The sequence below is a fragment of the Streptococcus mitis SK564 genome, from assembly GCF_000148525.1.
GTDB classification, from domain to species: domain Bacteria; phylum Bacillota; class Bacilli; order Lactobacillales; family Streptococcaceae; genus Streptococcus; species Streptococcus mitis_H.
The window spans coordinates 1-16,772 of record NZ_AEDU01000007.1; the positions used below are offsets into that span (position 1 = coordinate 1).

Below are 16,772 nucleotides of genomic sequence, written 5' to 3' on the forward strand. Positions count from 1 at the left end.
CACCAACAGATACAAATCCAGTTGCGCCAGTGACACCTGATAATAATGGAGGTTCTGGTCAAGATGCACCAACACCAGCTACTCCAACTCCAAATGCAGATCAGGTAGATACTAAGACTACTATGGATAATGGAGCTAAATCAAATGATTCTCAAAATGTATTGCCAAATACAGGAACAGAATCAAATGCGACTCTTGCATCTCTAGGACTTCTTGGACTATTGAGTGGATTTGGACTTGTAGCTCGCAAGAAAAAAGAAGACTAAAAAATTAGTCAGATGAACATTCATTCTGTGGTATTTTATGACAAAGTAGATTGGTTCTGGGAATCGTGTTAGTCATAAAATAAAAAGAATGATTAGATAAAGAAAGCGAACAATGCTAGGATTTTGTTAAACGGAATTCTAAGTATTGTTCGCTTTTTATGGTATAATAATTACTATGCAGAAAAAACCAACGTCAGCCTATGTGCACATCCCATTTTGTACCCAGATTTGTTATTATTGTGACTTTTCAAAGGTCTTCATCAAGAATCAGCCGGTAGATATCTATTTGGAACATCTGTTAGAAGAGTTTCGTTCTTATGATATTCAAAAGTTGCGAACCCTCTACATCGGTGGTGGGACACCGACAGCCTTGTCAGCTTCACAACTAGAGGTGTTGTTGAAGGGCTTGACTAAAAACTTGGACTTGTCTGCCTTGGAGGAGTTGACCATTGAAGCCAATCCAGGTGACTTGGATGCGGATAAGATAGCTGTGTTGAAGAACTCAGCTGTCAATCGTGTTTCGCTAGGCGTGCAGACCTTTGATGACAAGATGCTGAAAAAGATTGGGCGCAGTCATTTGGTGAAGGATATTTATGAAAATATCGACCGTCTGAAACTGGCTGGTTTTGACAATATTTCTATTGATTTGATTTATGCACTGCCTGGTCAGACAATGGAGCAGGTCAAGGAAAATGTGGCTAAGGCCATTGGGCTGGATATTCCCCATATGAGTTTGTATAGCTTGATTTTAGAAAATCATACGGTCTTTATGAATCGTATGCGACGAGGGAAATTACCTCTGCCTAAGGAAGAACTGGAAGCTGAGATGTTTGAGTACATCATCGCAGCGCTGGAGCGAGCTGGTTTTGAACATTATGAGATTTCTAATTTCTCCAAACCTGGTTTTGAAAGTCGCCACAATCTCATGTACTGGGACAATGCTGAATACTATGGCATCGGTGCTGGGGCATCTGGTTATGTTAATGGAGTGCGCTATAAAAACCATGGTCCCATTCGTCATTATCTCAGTGCGGTTGAGGAAGGCAATGCTCGTATCACAGAGGAGCACTTGAGTCAAAAAGAGCAAATGGAAGAAGAAATGTTCTTGGGACTTCGCAAGAAATCAGGAGTCTCCATGGTGCGATTTGAGGAAAAATTTGGACGGTCTTTCGATGGACTTTATGGAGAAATTGTCAAGGACTTGGTTCAACAAGGTCTCATGCAAATAGAGGGTGACCGAGTTCGTATGACAAAGAGAGGTCTCTTTTTGGGAGACACCGTAGCAGAACGATTTATTTTGGAGTAGGATGATGGGCTTAACTTATCAAATGAAAATGAAAATTCCTTTTGATATGGCTGATATGAACGGTCATATCAAGCTTCCAGATGTGATTTTGCTATCCCTGCAAGTTTCAGGGATGCAGTCTATTGAACTGGGAGTTAGTGATAAGACTATTTTGGAAGAGCATAATCTGGTCTGGATTATCACAGATTATGATATTGAGGTGGTTCGTTTGCCTCATTTTGCGGAAGAAATCACCATCGAAACGGAAGCTTTGAGCTACAATCGACTCTTTTGCTATCGTCGCTTTACCATTTATGATGAATCAGGGCAGGAGCTTATCCATATGATGGCGACCTTTGTTCTCATGGACCGAGACAGTCGAAAAGTTCATGCTGTCGAACCTGAGATTGTGGCTCCTTACCAGTCTGAATTTAATAAAAAGCTCATCCGTGGACCAAAGTATGAGACTTTGGAAGAGCCAATCAGCAAGGATTACCATGTTCGTTTTTACGACTTGGATATGAATGGCCATGTCAATAACAGTAAATACTTGGACTGGATTTTTGAGGTCATGGGAGCGGACTTTTTGACCCAATATATTCCCAAGAAAATCAATCTCAAGTATGTCAAGGAAGTTCGACCAGGTGGGGTGATTACATCGTCTGTTGAACGGACTGGACTGGAAAGCAAGCATGAGATTACAAGCGACGGGGCTACCAATGCCCAAGCTATCATCACTTGGCAAGAAATAAAAAAGGATTAGGGAAAATAGATGAAATATAAAGGCTATTTAATTGATTTAGACGGAACTATTTATAAGGGGAAAGACAGAATCCCAGCTGGAGAGGCTTTTGTCCATGAATTGCAAAAGCGGGACATTCCCTATCTCTTTGTGACCAACAATACAACCCGCACTCCAGAGAGTGTTCAGGAGATGTTGGCTCAGAATTTTAATATCGATACGCCCCTATCGACTGTCTACACAGCGACTTTGGCGACTATCGACTATATGAACGACTTGGGGCTTGAAAAGACGGTCTATGTCATCGGAGAATCAGGCCTCAAGGAAGCCATCAAGGCGGCTGGTTATGTCGAAGACAAGGAAAATCCTGCCTATGTAGTAGTAGGATTGGACTGGCAAGTCGACTATGAAAAATTTGCGACAGCAACTCTGGCTATCCAAAAGGGTGCTCATTTTATCGGAACCAATCCTGACCTTAACATTCCAACAGAACGCGGTCTTTTGCCAGGTGCTGGTTCACTGATTACCCTTCTTGAAGTGGCAACACGAGTGAAGCCTGTTTATATAGGAAAACCAAATGCCATCATTATGGATAAGGCGGTTGGGCACTTAGGTTTGGAACGTGAAGAATTAATCATGGTTGGGGACAACTACCTGACTGATATCCGAGCAGGGATTGACAATGGCATTCCAACGCTCTTGGTGACGACAGGTTTTACCAAGGCAGAAGAAGTGGCAGACCTGCCAATCGCACCGACTCATGTGGTTTCTAGCCTTGCGGAGTGGAACTTTGATGAAAACTAAACTGACCTTTTGGAGCTCTATGCTCTTTCTCCTCTCTCTTTCTATCCTTCTGACCATTTATTTGGCTTGGATTTTTTATCCGCTGGAAATTCAGTGGTTAAGTTTAACGGATCGGGTCTATTTAAAATCAGAAACCATTCAATACAACTTTCATATCTTGATGAATTATCTGACCAATCCTTTTAGTCAGGTCCTAGAGATGCCAGATTTTCGTTCGTCAGCAGCTGGTCTGCACCATTTCGCAGTGGTCAAGAATCTCTTTCATTTGGTTCAGCTAGTTGCCCTAGTTACCCTGCCAAGCTTCTATTTCTTTGTCAAAGGGATTGTGAAAAAGGGCTTCTTGTCTCTATTTAGTAAAGGGCTTTTGGCTCTAGTGGTTTTGCCTTTACTGATTGGGCTTGGAGGAGTGTTGATTGGTTTTGACCAATTCTTTACTCTTTTCCATCAAATTCTCTTTGTGGGAGATGATACCTGGCTTTTTGACCCAGCCAAGGATCCTGTTATACTGATTTTGCCAGAGACCTTCTTCCTTCATGCCTTCCTCCTCTTTTTTGCCCTCTATGAAAGCTTCTTTGGCTATCTTTATCTAAAAAGTCGTAGGAAGTGAAACGAAAGATGTTCTTATTTCACATGTATAAATTAGGTGTGTGATTCGAAACTATCGTTAAGAGTGAATTAACTAATTCAGAAATGTATTAATCGTTCGCAAACAGTCTATTTTTCTGGAAAAATAGGCTTTTTTTCTAAAAATCTCTAGTCAAGCGCTTTATTTTTTTGTATAATAGAGGTAGCAAAGTATAGATAAGAAGAGAAAAGCATGATTACACTATTTCTATCACCGAGCTGTACTTCATGTCGTAAGGCAAAGGCCTGGCTAGAAAAACATAAGGTGCCCTTTGAGGAACACAATATTATGACCAGTCCCTTAACAAGAAAAGAATTGCAACACATCCTTTCCTTGACCGAAAATGGTACTGATGACATTATTTCAACTCGTTCAAAAATTTTTCAAAAATTAGATATTGATGTAGAAAGTATTTCGGTATCAGAATTGCTTCATTTGATTGAGCAGTATCCTAGTCTTTTGCGTCGTCCCATTATTATTGATGCCAAACGTATGCAAATCGGTTTTAATGAAGATGAGATTCGTGCTTTTCTCCCTCGTAGTTATCGTAAGCAAGAACTAAAAGAAGCAAGAATGAGAGCTGGTATTAGTTAATGAACAAACAGTATAGTTACCCACTAGATTTGTCGTGGAGCACTGAAGAACTTGCTTCAGTGCTTTCTTTTTTTAATGATGTTGAAGCTGCCTATGAGGGCAAGGTAGAGGCTAAAAAGTTACTGGACTCCTATAAAGGATTCAAGGCGGTCGTGCCAAGTAAGAGCGAAGAAAAACGTTTGGGACGAGAATTTGAAACAGTTAGTGGCTATTCGCTTTACCGAGCGGTTCAGGCTGCCAAGGAAAAAGGGGAAGGAAAGATTTCTCTTGGAAAGTAAATTTGAATTTGCCAAAGAGCTTATCAAGAAGGCGGGCCAGTACATCCTTGACCATATGCAGGAAGACTTGTGTGTTGAGACTAAGACCTCTCCAACAGATTTGGTGACCAGACTGGACAAGGAAGTTCAGGAACTCTTGGTTGGTGAAATTCTATCCCGTTATCCTGAGGATAAGATTTGTGCTGAAGAAGGTTGTCTGAGAGCTTCGATTCAAGAGGGCAAGGTTTGGGTCATTGATCCCATTGATGGTACCAATAACTTTGTCGCCCAGAAGGAAGATTTTGCTGTTATGATGGCTTATTTTGAAAATGGTCAAGGACAGTTTGGTCTGATTTATGATGTGGTCAAAGGGGATTGTTATCACGGTGGTGGGGAATTTCCAGTTTGTCTAAATGATAGGCCCCTAGCTCCTTTTAAAACTAAACAACTTGGAGATTTTCTCATTGCAGGGAATAGTGGGATGTTGGAAACCAATGAATGGGGCTTGGCTGATTTGAGTCGAGCTGTACTCGGTGTACGTGTCTATGGGAGTGCGGCCATTAGTTTTGCCAAGATTTTGTCAGGACATTTGTTGACCTATGTCACCTATCTGCAACCATGGGATTATGCTGCGGCTAGTATTTTAGGGGAAAGTCTGGGCTATCAGGTTGTGACCCTATCTGGTCAACCGCTTGATTTTCAAACCAGACAGCCGGTCATGATGCTACCTCTTGAGATGCAGGAGGAAATTCAGTCCTATATTTACGAAAGGAAAAGAACTTAAATGCAATTTCCAGAAGGATTTGTTGAAAAATATGAAGAGATACTAGGAGATGAGGCAAGAGATTTTCTTGCCTCTTTTGAGGAGGAAGCGGTTTCGGCCTTTCGGGTCAATCCTTTAAAAGAAGCGCCAGTTTCCTTTCCTGATGCTATTCCTCAAACCCCTTGGGGCCACTATGGTAAGGTTTCAGGGAAATCGCCTGAGCATGCTACAGGCTTGGTTTATTCGCAAGAACCTGCTGCTCAGATGGTTGCTCAGGTAGCCCAGCCCAGTCCTGGTATGAAGGTTTTGGACTTGGCAGCTGCACCGGGTGGTAAATCAACTCAATTAGCAGCCTATCTAGCAGGGGAGGGTCTTCTCGTTTCCAATGAAATTTCAAGCAAACGGGCTAAGATTTTAGTAGAAAACATGGAGCGCTTTGGAGCGACAAATGTTGTGGTGACCAATGAATCTGCTGACCGCTTGGCCAAGGTTTTTAAGGGCTATTTTGACCTCATTGTCCTTGATGCCCCTTGCTCAGGGGAAGGGATGTTCCGTAAGCAACCAGATGCTATGGACTATTGGAGCTTAGATTATCCGAGTCAATGTGCTAGCTTGCAAAGAGAAATTCTGGAAGATGCAGTAACCATGCTAGCTGAAGGTGGTCGCTTGGTTTATTCAACCTGTACCTGGGCACCTGAGGAAAACGAAGAGATTGTCAATTGGTTGCTGGAAGAGTATGATTTTGACTTGTTACCAGTAGAGCATATCAATGGAATGGTAGCTGGTATTGACCTCCCAGAAACGGCTCGGATGTATCCTCATCATTTTAAGGGAGAGGGGCAATTTGTAGCCCATTTACAATTTAAAGGTGACAATCCAGCTCCTAAATTTAAGGCAAGTAAGAGTAACCTCAGCCGTGAACAAGTTACCTTGTGGCAGGAATTTGCCCAAAAACATTTGCAGGTCAATCTAAGGGGTATCTTGCAGACTTTTGGTGACCAACTTTATCTCTTGCCAGAACTCTTGCCAGATCTAGGGAAGCTCAAGATTGCTCGCAATGGCCTGCATCTGGGTACTTTTAAGAAGAAACGTTTTGAACCTAGTTTTGCTCTTGGTCTAGCCTTGAAACCGAGTCAGGTCAAGCAGTCGGTTGAAATTGACCAAGAAGCGTTTGTAAAGTATGTGGCTGGAGAAACCGTTCAGCTGGCGGAAAGTCTGCCAAATGGTTGGTACCAAGTTTTGGTTCAGGGCAATGGTTTGGGCTTTGCAAAGGTGACTGGAAATGTTTTGAAAAATTATTTTCCAAAAGGCCTCAGATTCAAGTGAAAATGCTAGTCAAAGTAGCTTGTCTATGTTATAGTGGAAGTATGGATTTTTTTCAAATTGTCTTTCATTTTAAGTCAAAATTGGTGGAGATGATAACTGAGTAAATTTCAAGTAAAACCAAGCTCAGAACTTCAGTTGGTTCCCAATTTTCAAAAGAAAAACATAAATAAATAGTTGAAAAAATTCACAGCATTCACCATTATTTTCAAGGAGAAAAACAGTGAAAAAAAGGAAAAAACTCGCTCTATCCCTTGCGGCTCTTTTGCTGGCAGGTTCTTTGGCGGGATGTGCTAGCTGGATTGATCGTGGAGAATCCATGACAGCTGTTGGCTCAACGGCTCTTCAGCCCTTGGTCGAAGCAGCAGCAGATGAATTCGGCTCTCTGCACGTTGGAAAAACAGTCAACGTCCAAGGTGGAGGATCTGGTACAGGTTTGTCTCAGGTTCAGTCTGGAGCCGTTGATGTAGGAAATTCAGACGTATTTGCCGAGGAAAAAGACGGTATCAACGCTTCTGCTCTAGTGGACCACAAGGTTGCTGTTGCAGGCTTGGCGGTGATTGTGAACAAGGAAGTTGACGTTGAAAATCTGACAACTGAACAACTCCGTAGCATCTTCACAGGTCAAGTGACCAACTGGAAAGAGGTTGGGGGGAAAGACCTAGCCATTTCTATTATCAACCGTGCGGCAAGTTCTGGTTCGCGTGCAACCTTTGATAGTGTTGTCATGGATGGCCAATCTGCCGTGCAGAGTCAAGAACAGGATTCAAATGGGATGGTCAAAAACATTGTTTCTCAGACACCAGGAGCCATTTCTTACCTAGCCTTTGCCTATGTGGATGACTCAGTTAAACGCATGAAATTGAACGGCTATGAGCCGATTGCAGAAAATGTTACAACCAATAACTGGCCTCTGTGGTCTTATGAACACATGTATACCCTAGGTCAGCCCAATGAATTGGTGGCAGAATTTCTCAACTTTGTCCTCTCAGATGAAGCGCAAAGCGGAATCGTTAAGGGAATGGGCTATATTTCTGTCAAGGAAATGAAGGTTGAAAAAGATGCTGTAGGAACGGTAACAGCACTAGAAGGGAGTCAATAATGAATCAAGAAGAATTAGCTAAAAAATTACTTTCTCCCTCAAAGAACTCTCGTCTAGAGAAACTAGGAAAAGGCTTGACTTTTGCCTGTCTGTCTTTGATTGTCATCATTGTGGCTATGATTTTGATTTTCGTAGCTCAAAAAGGTTTGTCGACCTTCTTTGTCAATGGAGTCAATATCTTTGATTTCCTTTTTGGCCAAACTTGGAATCCTTCAGGGAAACAATTTGGTGCTCTTCCCATGATTTTGGGTTCCTTTATTGTCACAATCCTATCAGCCCTTATCGCAACTCCTTTTGCCATTGGGGCGGCAGTCTTTATGACGGAAGTCTCACCAAAAGGTGCTAGAATCTTGCAACCAGCCATTGAATTGCTGGTCGGGATTCCTTCAGTCGTGTATGGATTTATTGGTTTGCAGGTCGTAGTCCCCTTTGTACGTAGTGTCTTTGGTGGAACTGGTTTTGGAATTTTATCAGGGATTTTCGTTCTCTTTGTCATGATTTTACCGACGGTAACCTTTATGACAACCGATAGCTTGCGTGCGGTGCCTCGTCACTACCGCGAAGCTAGTTTGGCTATGGGGGCTACTCGTTGGCAAACCATCTGGCGCGTGACCTTAAAGGCAGCACGTTCAGGGATTTTTACAGCAGTAGTCTTTGGGATGGCGCGTGCCTTTGGCGAGGCCTTGGCCATTCAGATGGTAGTTGGAAACTCAGCCGTTGTCCCAACTTCATTGACAACACCTGCTGCGACCTTGACCTCTGTGTTGACCATGGGTATCGGAAATACCGTTATGGGTACAGTTGATAATAACGTACTTTGGTCACTGGCCTTAGTCTTGCTTTTAATGAGTTTGGCCTTCAACAGTGTGATTAAATTGATTACGAAAGAAAGAGGAAAGAAAAACTATGCACGCTAAGAAATTAGATAAAATTGCAACAGCTGTCCTCTACTCAATTGCAGGAATTATCGTTGCCATCTTGGCATCCTTGATTCTCTATATCTTGGTTCGTGGTTTGCCCCACATCTCTTGGTCTTTCTTGACTGGCAAATCATCTTCTTACCAAGCAGGCGGAGGGATTGGAATTCAGCTTTATAATTCCTTCTTCCTCTTGGTCATCACCTTGATTATCTCTGTTCCCTTGTCTATGGGAGCTGGGATTTTCCTAGCTGAATATGCTAAAAAAGGTCCTGTGACCAATTTTGTCAGAACCTGTATTGAAATCTTATCTTCACTGCCATCAGTGGTTGTGGGTCTCTTTGGTTACTTGATCTTTGTAGTTCAGTTTGAGTATGGATTTTCAATCATTTCAGGTGCCTTGGCCTTGACGGTCTTTAACCTGCCTCAGATGACGCGTAATGTTGAGGACAGCTTGAAACACGTTCACCATACGCAACGTGAGGCTGGTCTGGCCCTTGGAATTTCTCGTTGGGAGACAGTTGTCCATGTGGTTATTCCAGAAGCCCTTCCAGGTATTGTGACGGGAGTTGTCTTGGCTTCTGGTCGTATCTTTGGTGAGGCTGCGGCTCTTATCTATACAGCAGGACAATCCGCTCCAGCCCTTGACTGGTCTAACTGGAATATTCTCAGTGTGACCAGCCCAATCTCTATCTTCCGTCAAGCAGAAACCTTGGCTGTCCACATCTGGAAGGTCAATAGTGAAGGAACCATTCCAGATGGAACTATCGTATCAGCAGGTTCTGCAGCCGTGCTCCTTATCTTTATCCTCATCTTTAACTTTGGAGCCCGTAAACTCGGAAGCTATCTACATAAGAAATTAACCGCTGCCTAAAGGAGAAGCCATGTCAAAATATAATTGGGATGAAAAGCATATCATCACCTTTCCTGAAGAGAAAGTGGCCCTCTCTACTAAGGATTTACATGTTTACTACGGTAAAAATGAATCCATCAAGGGCATCGATATGCAATTTGAAAAAAATAAAATTACAGCCTTAATTGGCCCTTCTGGTTCAGGGAAATCAACCTACCTTCGCAGTCTCAACCGTATGAATGATACCATTGATATTGCCAAGGTAACAGGTCAAATCCTCTACCAAGGGATTGATGTCAACCGTCCAGAAATCAACGTTTATGAAATGCGTAAGCACATCGGAATGGTCTTCCAACGCCCAAATCCTTTTGCCAAGTCTATCTATCGCAATATCACTTTTGCCCATGAACGTGCAGGGGTTAAGGACAAGCAAGTCTTGGATGAAATTGTAGAAACCTCTCTTCGTCAAGCTGCCCTTTGGGACCAGGTCAAAGACGATTTGCACAAGTCAGCCTTGACTCTATCTGGTGGTCAGCAGCAACGTCTTTGTATCGCGCGTGCTATCTCTGTTAAACCAGATATTCTCTTGATGGATGAGCCGGCGTCAGCTTTGGATCCGATTGCGACAGCCCAGCTGGAAGAAACCATGTTGGAATTGAAGAAGGACTTTACTATCATCATCGTGACCCACAGTATGCAGCAGGCTGCGCGTGCTAGTGATTACACAGGATTTTTCTACTTGGGTGACTTGATCGAGTACGATAAGACCTCTAATATTTTCCAAAATGCCAAACTACAGTCAACCAATGACTACGTAACAGGACACTTTGGATAGAAAGGAAACAGTATGACAGAAGCGATTTTACAGGTATCAGACCTGTCCGTTTACTACAATCAAAAAAAGGCCTTGAATAGTGTTTCCCTATCTTTCCAACCTAAGGAAATTACAGCCTTGATTGGTCCATCTGGATCAGGGAAATCAACCCTCCTCAAGGCTATCAACCGCATGGGGGATCTCAATCCAGAAGTGACCACAACTGGTTCGGTGGTTTACAACGGCCACAACATCTACAGCCCACGTACAGATACAGTTGAATTGCGGAAGGAAATCGGTATGGTTTTCCAACAACCAAACCCTTTCCCTATGTCTATCTATGAAAATGTTGTTTACGGGCTTCGTATCAATGGAGTGAAGGACAAGCAAGTTCTGGATGAAGCGGTAGAAAAAGCCCTACAACGAGCTTCTATCTGGGATGAGGTTAAGGATCGCCTGCATGATTCAGCTATCGGGCTTTCAGGTGGACAACAACAACGTGTTTGTGTTGCCCGTGTCTTGGCAACCAGTCCTAAAATCATTCTCTTGGATGAACCGACTTCAGCCTTGGACCCTATCTCTGCTGGTAAGATTGAGGAAACCTTGTATGGTCTAAAAGATAAATACACCATGCTCTTGGTTACGCGTTCTATGCAACAAGCCTCTCGTATCTCTGATAAGACAGGATTTTTCCTAGATGGAGATTTGATTGAGTTTAACGATACCAAGAAGATGTTCCTCAACCCACAACACAAGGAAACAGAAGATTATATTTCAGGAAAATTTGGATAAGGAGATAAATGATGTTACGTTCTCAATTTGAAGAAGATTTAGAGAAATTGCACAACCAGTTCTACGCTATGGGACAAGAAGTGCTATCCCAAATCAATCGTACGGTGCGTGCCTTTGTTACGCATGACCGTGATTTGGCCAAGGAAGTCATCGAAGACGATGCAGAAGTAAACGAATACGAAGTGAAATTGGAGAAGAAATCATTTGAAATGATTGCCCTCCAACAACCGGTTTCTCAGGACTTGCGTACTGTTTTGACAGTATTGAAGGCTGTATCTGACTTGGAACGTATGGGTGACCATGCCGTTTCCATTGCCAAAGCGGCAATTCGTATGAAAGGGGAGCAACGCATCCCAGCTGTTGAAGAAGAAATCAAGAGAATGGGCCGCGATGTCAAGAACTTCGTTGAAGCAGCCCTTGAACTCTATCTCAATGGTTCAGTAGACCAGGCCTATGAAGTAGCAGCCATGGATGAAAAAATCAACCATTACTTTGATAGCATTCGTGATTTGGCTACAGAAGAAATCAAGAAAAATCCAGATGCCATCGTTACAGGCCGTGATTACTTCCAAGTGATTGCCTTTTTGGAACGTATTGGAGACTATGCAAAAAATATCTGTGAATGGGTTGTTTACTTTGAAACAGGTAAGATTGTCGAACTATAAAATAGGTTCATTCTGTATAAAAAGGAGCTTGTAATCAACTGGAAGCTCCTTTTCTTGAATGAAAAAAATATTTTTAAGATAAAAATTCAAAAAATACTTGACAAGCATCTTGAATAGCGTTATAATTATACAAAATTAACAGAGAGGTTGTTTATTTATGAAATCAAAAAAATGGATATTTGTTTTATGTAGTTTTCTTGCAAGTTTCTTCTTAGTAGCTTGCCAGTCGGGTTCTAATGGTTCTCAGTCAGCTGTTGAGGCCATTAAGCAAAAGGGGAAATTAGTTGTGGCGACTAGTCCTGACTATGCACCTTTTGAATTCCAATCCTTAGTTGACGGAAAAAACCAGGTAGTCGGTGCGGATATTGATATGGCCCAAGCTATCGCTGATGAACTTGGGGTGAAGTTGGAAATTTCAAGCATGAGTTTTGACAATGTCTTGACCAGTCTTCAAACTGGGAAGGCTGACCTAGCAGTTGCGGGAATTAGCGCTACTGACGAGAGAAAAGAAGTCTTTGATTTTTCAATCCCTTACTATGAAAACAAGATTAGTTTCTTGGTTCGTAAAGCTGATGTAGAAAAATACAAGGATTTAACTAGCCTTGAAAGTGCTAATATTGCGGCTCAAAAAGGGACTGTTCCAGAATCAATGGTCAAGGAACAATTGCCAAAAGCTCAGCTGACTTCCCTAACCAATATGGGTGAAGCTGTTAATGAATTACAGGCTGGAAAAGTAGATGCTGTTCACATGGATGAGCCTGTTGCCCTTAGCTATGCTGCTAAAAATGCTGACCTAGCTGTCGCAACTGTCAGCTTGAAGATGAAGGACGGCGAAGCCAATGCAGTTGCTCTTAGAAAAAATAGTGCTGATTTGAAAGAAGTGGTGGACAAAGTCATCCAAAAACTCAAGGATGACGGTACCTACCAAAGCTATCTTGAAAAGGCAGCAAGCCTAACAGAAGTTGAACAATAAGAAAAAAGCAGAGTTGGAAGTCAGTCCAATTCTGCTTTTAAATAGTTTAAAACCTTTTCCAGATTGTCTAAGGACACCTTGGCAAATTGATAAGGGCAGGTATCCAAGTAAGCCTCCTCAAAGAAGTCCAATTTCAGCTGACTGTGTTTGAGGCTGGCGATTTTAGGATACTGTCTCAGGTCTAGCAATAAACCATCATGAAGCGGAAAGTGAGGAAGGGGACAAGGTGTTTTAGTTAAGCTTTCCTCAAGTTGTTTTTGGTAGGTTTCCTGATTGGACAAGCGAGCCAGACGGTTTTTCTCAAACAGTTGACTGTCAATATAGAGTGACAGGGCCTTTTGCATGATGAGGTTGCTATCGTAGTCTAGGATATTTTTGTAGGCCACAAAGGCTTCTTTGATAGCATTTGGCAGGATGAGTGCTGTTATCCGCAGGGCTGGAAAGAGGCTGGTTGAGAAGGACTTGATATAAATGACGCGCTCCTCTGTATCTAGATAGTGGAAGGTCTGGCCCTTCTTGGAGTCCAAATCCCCCAGATAGTCGTCCTCTACAATATAAACACCATACTTAGCTGCTAAGTCAAGAATAGCCCGTTTGTCCTGCTCTGAATAGGAATGCCCCAGAGGATAGTGAAAACGAGGAATGGTATAGAAAAACTTAATTTTTCCTGTTTTGAAGTGTCGCTCCAGCTCCTTCAAGTCAATCCCATCAATGCCTCGTTCAATCGTTTGATAGTCCAAGCCCTGAGCAATCAAGAGGCGATTCATCCGATGGTAGGTCGGCTGTTCTACCAAGATTTCCTTGGCTTGGCTAGGAAAGGAAATTTGAGAGAGGATAAACAAGGCTTGTTGGGTTCCAGAAGTCAGTACAAGTTGATCAGCCTTGCAGTAGAGAGCTTGGTCAAAGAGGAGTTGGTGAATGGATTGTCTTAAGTCTTCTAATCCTTCTTGGTTGTCATAGTAGTTGAAGAGGTAGTTTTCCCGGCCAACCAAGGTTTCATTGATACAGAGTCGGAAATCGTCATAGGCACTGGCATGTTCGTCCGTAACCTCAATTTCTAGGTCCTGGTGTTGCCCTTGTTCTAGGACATAGTAGCCACTCTGGGGCTTGGCATAGAGGTATTGTTCGTGTCGTAATTCCAGCAGGGCGCGTTGAATAGTGTCCTTGCTACAGTGAAAGTCAAGGCTCAGTTGACGGATAGAAGGCAGGCGACTTCCCGTCGGAAAACGTCCAGACTCGATACCATTTTTCAGATAGGAAACGACCTCTTGGTACTTGCTTTGTTTCTTCATTCCAGACCTCCCTTGATTTTGTTACATTGTACCCTTTTTTTTCCTTCTTGGCAATGTCTAGAGTGTTTCTCTCGTTCACATCTAGTGGCAAATGTGGTATACTTAGGAGTGAGATTTACAGAATAACAGACAAGAAAGTGAATGGATAAGAACGTGCAGGAACCAGTGAAATTATTTCAATACAATACCCTTGGAGCCTTGATGGCCGGCCTTTATGGTGGTACCATGACAGTGGGAGAATTGCTAGAGCATGGTGACCTTGGTTTGGGGACCTTGGATTCCATTGATGGGGAATTGATTGTCTTGGATGGCAAGGCTTATCAGGCCAAAGGATCAGGAGAGCAACCGGAAATTGTAGAAGTGTCACCAGATGCCCTTATTCCTTACGCAGCAGTAGTACCGCATCAGGCAGAAGTTATTTTCCGCCAGCGCTTTGAGATGACGGACAAGGAATTGGAAGAGCGAATCGAGTCTTATTATGATGGGGAAAATCTTTTCCGCTCTATCAAGATTCGGGGGGAATTTTCGCATATGCATGTGCGCATGATTCCCAAGTCGACACCAGATACCAAGTTTGCTGATGTCGCAACCCATCAACCTGAATATAGTCGTGACAATGTGGCGGGAACCATCGTTGGTTTCTGGACGCCAGAGATTTTCCATGGGGTTAGTGTGGCAGGCTACCATCTGCACTTCATCTCAGATGATTTGACCTTCGGTGGGCATGTCATGGACTTTGTCATCAAGGAAGGGATTATCGAGGTGGGAGCTGTTGACCAATTGGATCAACGTTTCCCAGTCCAAGACCGTCAATACTTGTTTGCTAAGTTCAATGTTGACGAGATGAAAAAAGATATTGAAAAGGCAGAATAGGAGAAGAAAATGACCATTCATATTATCATTACCATGGTACTGTTGCTGGCTTTCTTGATAGGAAGCATTTGGTATGCCAAAAAGAAATACCAGATTAATCTAGCTGTCTTGGGCTTGGGGGCTGTAGCCTTCTTTGTTTCTTCGCAGATTTTGGAAAAATTGGTGCATATCTTGGTTTTGCATCCTCAAAAAGACGGCAGTACTGCCCTCTTGCAAGATCATCCGCTTGTCTATATCATCTATGGCCTAGTCATGGCAGCATTTTTTGAGGAAACAGCACGTCTTATTTTCTTCAAATGGTTGGAGAAAAAGAGAAGTTTGGAAAAGGCAGACGCCTTGGCCTATGGGTTAGGGCATGGTGGCTTGGAGTTGATTTTCCTAGGTCTTACTAGTTTGCTTAATCTCTACTTCGTTCTCTCAGCAGTTCAAACGCAGGATCCACAGGTCATGCAATTACTGTCTGAAAATATGTTGAAAACTATTCAGTCGCTATCAGTCTGGCAGATTTATTTGCTTGCTTTTGAGCGAATCTTGGCGCTAGGTTTCCAATTACTCTTGACTGTTTGGGTTTATCAAGCTGTTCGTCAGAAGAAATGGATTTATCTCCTAGCAGCTTATGGCCTACACGCCTTCTTTGACCTGGCACCATCTCTAGTCCAAGTTGGCTGGCTGACAAATCCAGCCTTGGTTGAAGTGGTCCTAGCACTGGAGCTCGTTCTGGTTGCCTATGGAACAAAGGCAATCTTTTGTAAAAAATCATAAAAAGAGGGGAAACCTCTTTTTTGTTTAAAATAAGCCCAAGATTTTTTTAGGGTCGTCAAATGGTCTTAAAAATGGTATAATGGAATGAATTTTGTAAAAGGAAGAGTGACATGTCTGTAAGAGAAAAAATGCTTGAAATCTTAGAAGGAATTGATATCCGTTTTAAGGAACCCTTGCATAGCTATAGTTATACAAAAGTAGGTGGAGAGGCCGATTATTTGGTCTTTCCACGAAATCGTTTTGAGTTGGCGCGCGTTGTTAAATTTGCCAATCAAGAAAATATTCCTTGGATGGTTCTTGGCAATGCCAGCAACATCATTGTTCGTGACGGTGGGATTCGTGGATTTGTCATCTTGTGTGACAAGCTCAATAACGTTTCCGTTGATGGCTATACCATTGAAGCAGAAGCAGGGGCTAACTTGATTGAAACAACTCGCATTGCCCTCCGTCATAGTTTGACCGGCTTTGAGTTTGCTTGTGGCATTCCTGGAAGTGTTGGTGGTGCTGTCTTTATGAATGCAGGTGCCTATGGTGGTGAGATTGCCCACATCTTGCAGTCTTGTAAGGTCTTGACCAAGGATGGAGAAATCGAAACCCTGTCTGCTAAAGACTTGGCTTTTGGTTACCGTCATTCAGCCATTCAGGAGTCTGGTGCAGTTGTCTTGTCAGCTAAATTTGCCCTAGCCCCAGGAACCCATCAGGTTATCAAGCAGGAAATGGACCGTTTGACGCACCTACGCGAACTCAAGCAACCTTTGGAATATCCATCTTGTGGTTCGGTCTTTAAGCGTCCAGTAGGGCATTTTGCAGGTCAATTAATTTCAGAAGCTGGCTTGAAAGGCTATCGTATCGGTGGCGTAGAAGTGTCAGAAAAGCACGCAGGATTTATGATCAATGTTGCAGATGGAACGGCTAAAGACTACGAAGACTTGATTGAGTCTGTTATCGAAAAAGTCAAGGAACACTCAGGTATCACGCTTGAAAGAGAAGTCCGTATCTTAGGTGAAAGCAAGTAGGAAGCTTTAGCTAAAAAGCTGCTGCTATGTCATGGAAAGGGGGTGAAAGCCTAT

The 16,772-nt window shown here is 42.8% G+C and carries 20 protein-coding genes; 19 read left to right on the forward strand and 1 reads right to left on the reverse strand.

Going from position 1 to position 16,772, the window contains the following annotated elements; genetic code table 11:
• The 16 genes from SMSK564_RS04690 to SMSK564_RS04755 all read left to right on the forward strand — a co-directional run.
• A partial coding sequence (locus SMSK564_RS04690) for an LPXTG cell wall anchor domain-containing protein (protein ID WP_000299221.1) occupies window positions 1–266 on the forward strand: 266 nt, incomplete at its 5' end.
• A gap of 175 nt (window positions 267–441) precedes the next feature.
• Window positions 442–1,572, forward strand: a complete 1,131-nt coding sequence (hemW, locus tag SMSK564_RS04695) for a radical SAM family heme chaperone HemW (RefSeq protein WP_001170057.1) — start codon at window positions 442–444, stop codon at window positions 1,570–1,572.
• 4 nt (window positions 1,573–1,576) lie between these two features.
• Window positions 1,577–2,314, forward strand: a complete 738-nt coding sequence (locus tag SMSK564_RS04700) for an acyl-[acyl-carrier-protein] thioesterase (protein ID WP_000524804.1) — start codon at window positions 1,577–1,579, stop codon at window positions 2,312–2,314.
• A 9-nt stretch (window positions 2,315–2,323) separates the two neighbouring features.
• Window positions 2,324–3,097, forward strand: coding sequence for a TIGR01457 family HAD-type hydrolase (locus SMSK564_RS04705; RefSeq protein ID WP_000875449.1), 774 nt, complete (start codon window positions 2,324–2,326; stop codon window positions 3,095–3,097).
• Window positions 3,087–3,704 carry a TIGR01906 family membrane protein gene (locus SMSK564_RS04710; protein ID WP_000850642.1) on the forward strand — a complete coding sequence of 206 codons (618 nt, stop codon included), beginning with the start codon at window positions 3,087–3,089 and terminating at the stop codon, window positions 3,702–3,704. Before SMSK564_RS04705 ends, SMSK564_RS04710 begins: the two co-directional genes overlap by 11 nt.
• 210 nt (window positions 3,705–3,914) lie before the next feature.
• Window positions 3,915–4,316: a Spx/MgsR family RNA polymerase-binding regulatory protein gene (locus SMSK564_RS0102045; protein ID WP_000631254.1), complete on the forward strand. Its 402-nt coding sequence runs from the start codon at window positions 3,915–3,917 to the stop codon at window positions 4,314–4,316.
• A complete protein-coding gene (locus SMSK564_RS0102050; protein WP_001041974.1) occupies window positions 4,316–4,594 on the forward strand; it encodes a UPF0223 family protein in 279 nt (92 codons plus the stop codon). The genes SMSK564_RS0102045 and SMSK564_RS0102050 overlap by 1 nt, the downstream gene beginning before the upstream one ends.
• Window positions 4,584–5,357, forward strand: a complete 774-nt coding sequence (locus SMSK564_RS04715; protein ID WP_000444025.1) for an inositol monophosphatase family protein — start codon at window positions 4,584–4,586, stop codon at window positions 5,355–5,357. Before SMSK564_RS0102050 ends, SMSK564_RS04715 begins: the two co-directional genes overlap by 11 nt.
• Window positions 5,358–6,662 (forward strand): RsmF rRNA methyltransferase first C-terminal domain-containing protein, encoded by a 1,305-nt coding sequence (locus tag SMSK564_RS04720; protein WP_001160253.1) that lies wholly within the window; start codon window positions 5,358–5,360, stop codon window positions 6,660–6,662.
• A gap of 220 nt (window positions 6,663–6,882) precedes the next feature.
• Window positions 6,883–7,761, forward strand: a complete 879-nt coding sequence (locus tag SMSK564_RS04725) for a phosphate ABC transporter substrate-binding protein PstS family protein (protein WP_000746326.1) — start codon at window positions 6,883–6,885, stop codon at window positions 7,759–7,761.
• The gene (pstC, locus tag SMSK564_RS04730; RefSeq protein WP_001070903.1) at window positions 7,761–8,678 is read left to right on the forward strand and encodes a phosphate ABC transporter permease subunit PstC; all 918 of its coding nucleotides are present in this window, start codon (window positions 7,761–7,763) and stop codon (window positions 8,676–8,678) included. The genes SMSK564_RS04725 and pstC overlap by 1 nt, the downstream gene beginning before the upstream one ends.
• Entirely contained in the window at window positions 8,668–9,552 is an 885-nt protein-coding gene (pstA, locus tag SMSK564_RS04735; protein ID WP_000543046.1) for a phosphate ABC transporter permease PstA, read from the forward strand. The genes pstC and pstA overlap by 11 nt, the downstream gene beginning before the upstream one ends.
• A gap of 10 nt (window positions 9,553–9,562) precedes the next feature.
• Window positions 9,563–10,366, forward strand: a complete 804-nt coding sequence (gene pstB, locus SMSK564_RS04740; protein WP_000049848.1) for a phosphate ABC transporter ATP-binding protein PstB — start codon at window positions 9,563–9,565, stop codon at window positions 10,364–10,366.
• Window positions 10,367–10,378: 12 nt separating this feature from the next.
• Complete coding sequence (pstB, locus tag SMSK564_RS04745; protein ID WP_000133484.1) at window positions 10,379–11,137, forward strand: phosphate ABC transporter ATP-binding protein PstB; 759 nt, start codon at window positions 10,379–10,381, stop codon at window positions 11,135–11,137.
• Window positions 11,138–11,148: 11 nt separating this feature from the next.
• Window positions 11,149–11,802 (forward strand): phosphate signaling complex protein PhoU, encoded by a 654-nt coding sequence (gene phoU / locus SMSK564_RS04750; RefSeq protein WP_000946458.1) that lies wholly within the window; start codon window positions 11,149–11,151, stop codon window positions 11,800–11,802.
• A 157-nt stretch (window positions 11,803–11,959) separates the two neighbouring features.
• Complete coding sequence (locus tag SMSK564_RS04755) at window positions 11,960–12,775, forward strand: ABC transporter substrate-binding protein (RefSeq protein ID WP_000837374.1); 816 nt, start codon at window positions 11,960–11,962, stop codon at window positions 12,773–12,775.
• A gap of 20 nt (window positions 12,776–12,795) precedes the next feature.
• Here the strand turns inward: SMSK564_RS04755 and SMSK564_RS04760 are convergent, their stop codons facing one another.
• Window positions 12,796–14,067 carry an aminotransferase-like domain-containing protein gene (locus tag SMSK564_RS04760; RefSeq protein WP_000744847.1) on the reverse strand — a complete coding sequence of 424 codons (1,272 nt, stop codon included), beginning with the start codon at window positions 14,065–14,067 and terminating at the stop codon, window positions 12,796–12,798.
• Window positions 14,068–14,208: 141 nt separating this feature from the next.
• Between SMSK564_RS04760 and budA the strand changes: the two genes are divergently transcribed.
• The 3 genes from budA (at window position 14,209) to murB (ending at window position 16,718) form a co-directional block, all read left to right on the forward strand.
• The gene (gene budA / locus SMSK564_RS04765; protein WP_000360311.1) at window positions 14,209–14,940 is read left to right on the forward strand and encodes an acetolactate decarboxylase; all 732 of its coding nucleotides are present in this window, start codon (window positions 14,209–14,211) and stop codon (window positions 14,938–14,940) included.
• 9 nt (window positions 14,941–14,949) lie between these two features.
• Window positions 14,950–15,702 carry a YhfC family intramembrane metalloprotease gene (locus tag SMSK564_RS04770; protein WP_000152240.1) on the forward strand — a complete coding sequence of 251 codons (753 nt, stop codon included), beginning with the start codon at window positions 14,950–14,952 and terminating at the stop codon, window positions 15,700–15,702.
• A gap of 110 nt (window positions 15,703–15,812) precedes the next feature.
• Window positions 15,813–16,718, forward strand: coding sequence for a UDP-N-acetylmuramate dehydrogenase (gene murB / locus SMSK564_RS04775; RefSeq protein WP_000116175.1), 906 nt, complete (start codon window positions 15,813–15,815; stop codon window positions 16,716–16,718).
• Window positions 16,719–16,772 lie beyond the last annotated feature (54 nt).

Excerpts from the sequence above, each read along its gene's own strand:
- SMSK564_RS04770 (WP_000152240.1), top strand. The coding sequence starts at position 14,950 with ATGACCATTCATATTATCATTACCATGGTACTGTTGCTGGCTTTCTTG.
- pstC (WP_001070903.1), top strand. The coding sequence starts at position 7,761 with ATGAATCAAGAAGAATTAGCTAAAAAATTACTTTCTCCCTCAAAGAAC.
- hemW (WP_001170057.1), top strand. The coding sequence starts at position 442 with ATGCAGAAAAAACCAACGTCAGCCTATGTGCACATCCCATTTTGTACC.
- pstA (WP_000543046.1), top strand. The coding sequence starts at position 8,668 with ATGCACGCTAAGAAATTAGATAAAATTGCAACAGCTGTCCTCTACTCA.
- SMSK564_RS0102045 (WP_000631254.1), top strand. The coding sequence starts at position 3,915 with ATGATTACACTATTTCTATCACCGAGCTGTACTTCATGTCGTAAGGCA.
- SMSK564_RS04760 (WP_000744847.1), bottom strand. The coding sequence starts at position 14,067 with ATGAAGAAACAAAGCAAGTACCAAGAGGTCGTTTCCTATCTGAAAAAT.
- pstB (WP_000049848.1), top strand. The coding sequence starts at position 9,563 with ATGTCAAAATATAATTGGGATGAAAAGCATATCATCACCTTTCCTGAA.
- SMSK564_RS04700 (WP_000524804.1), top strand. The coding sequence starts at position 1,577 with ATGGGCTTAACTTATCAAATGAAAATGAAAATTCCTTTTGATATGGCT.
- murB (WP_000116175.1), top strand. The coding sequence starts at position 15,813 with ATGTCTGTAAGAGAAAAAATGCTTGAAATCTTAGAAGGAATTGATATC.
- SMSK564_RS0102050 (WP_001041974.1), top strand. The coding sequence starts at position 4,316 with ATGAACAAACAGTATAGTTACCCACTAGATTTGTCGTGGAGCACTGAA.
- SMSK564_RS04755 (WP_000837374.1), top strand. The coding sequence starts at position 11,960 with ATGAAATCAAAAAAATGGATATTTGTTTTATGTAGTTTTCTTGCAAGT.
- pstB (WP_000133484.1), top strand. The coding sequence starts at position 10,379 with ATGACAGAAGCGATTTTACAGGTATCAGACCTGTCCGTTTACTACAAT.
- phoU (WP_000946458.1), top strand. The coding sequence starts at position 11,149 with ATGTTACGTTCTCAATTTGAAGAAGATTTAGAGAAATTGCACAACCAG.
- budA (WP_000360311.1), top strand. The coding sequence starts at position 14,209 with ATGGATAAGAACGTGCAGGAACCAGTGAAATTATTTCAATACAATACC.
- SMSK564_RS04710 (WP_000850642.1), top strand. The coding sequence starts at position 3,087 with ATGAAAACTAAACTGACCTTTTGGAGCTCTATGCTCTTTCTCCTCTCT.
- SMSK564_RS04705 (WP_000875449.1), top strand. The coding sequence starts at position 2,324 with ATGAAATATAAAGGCTATTTAATTGATTTAGACGGAACTATTTATAAG.
- SMSK564_RS04720 (WP_001160253.1), top strand. The coding sequence starts at position 5,358 with ATGCAATTTCCAGAAGGATTTGTTGAAAAATATGAAGAGATACTAGGA.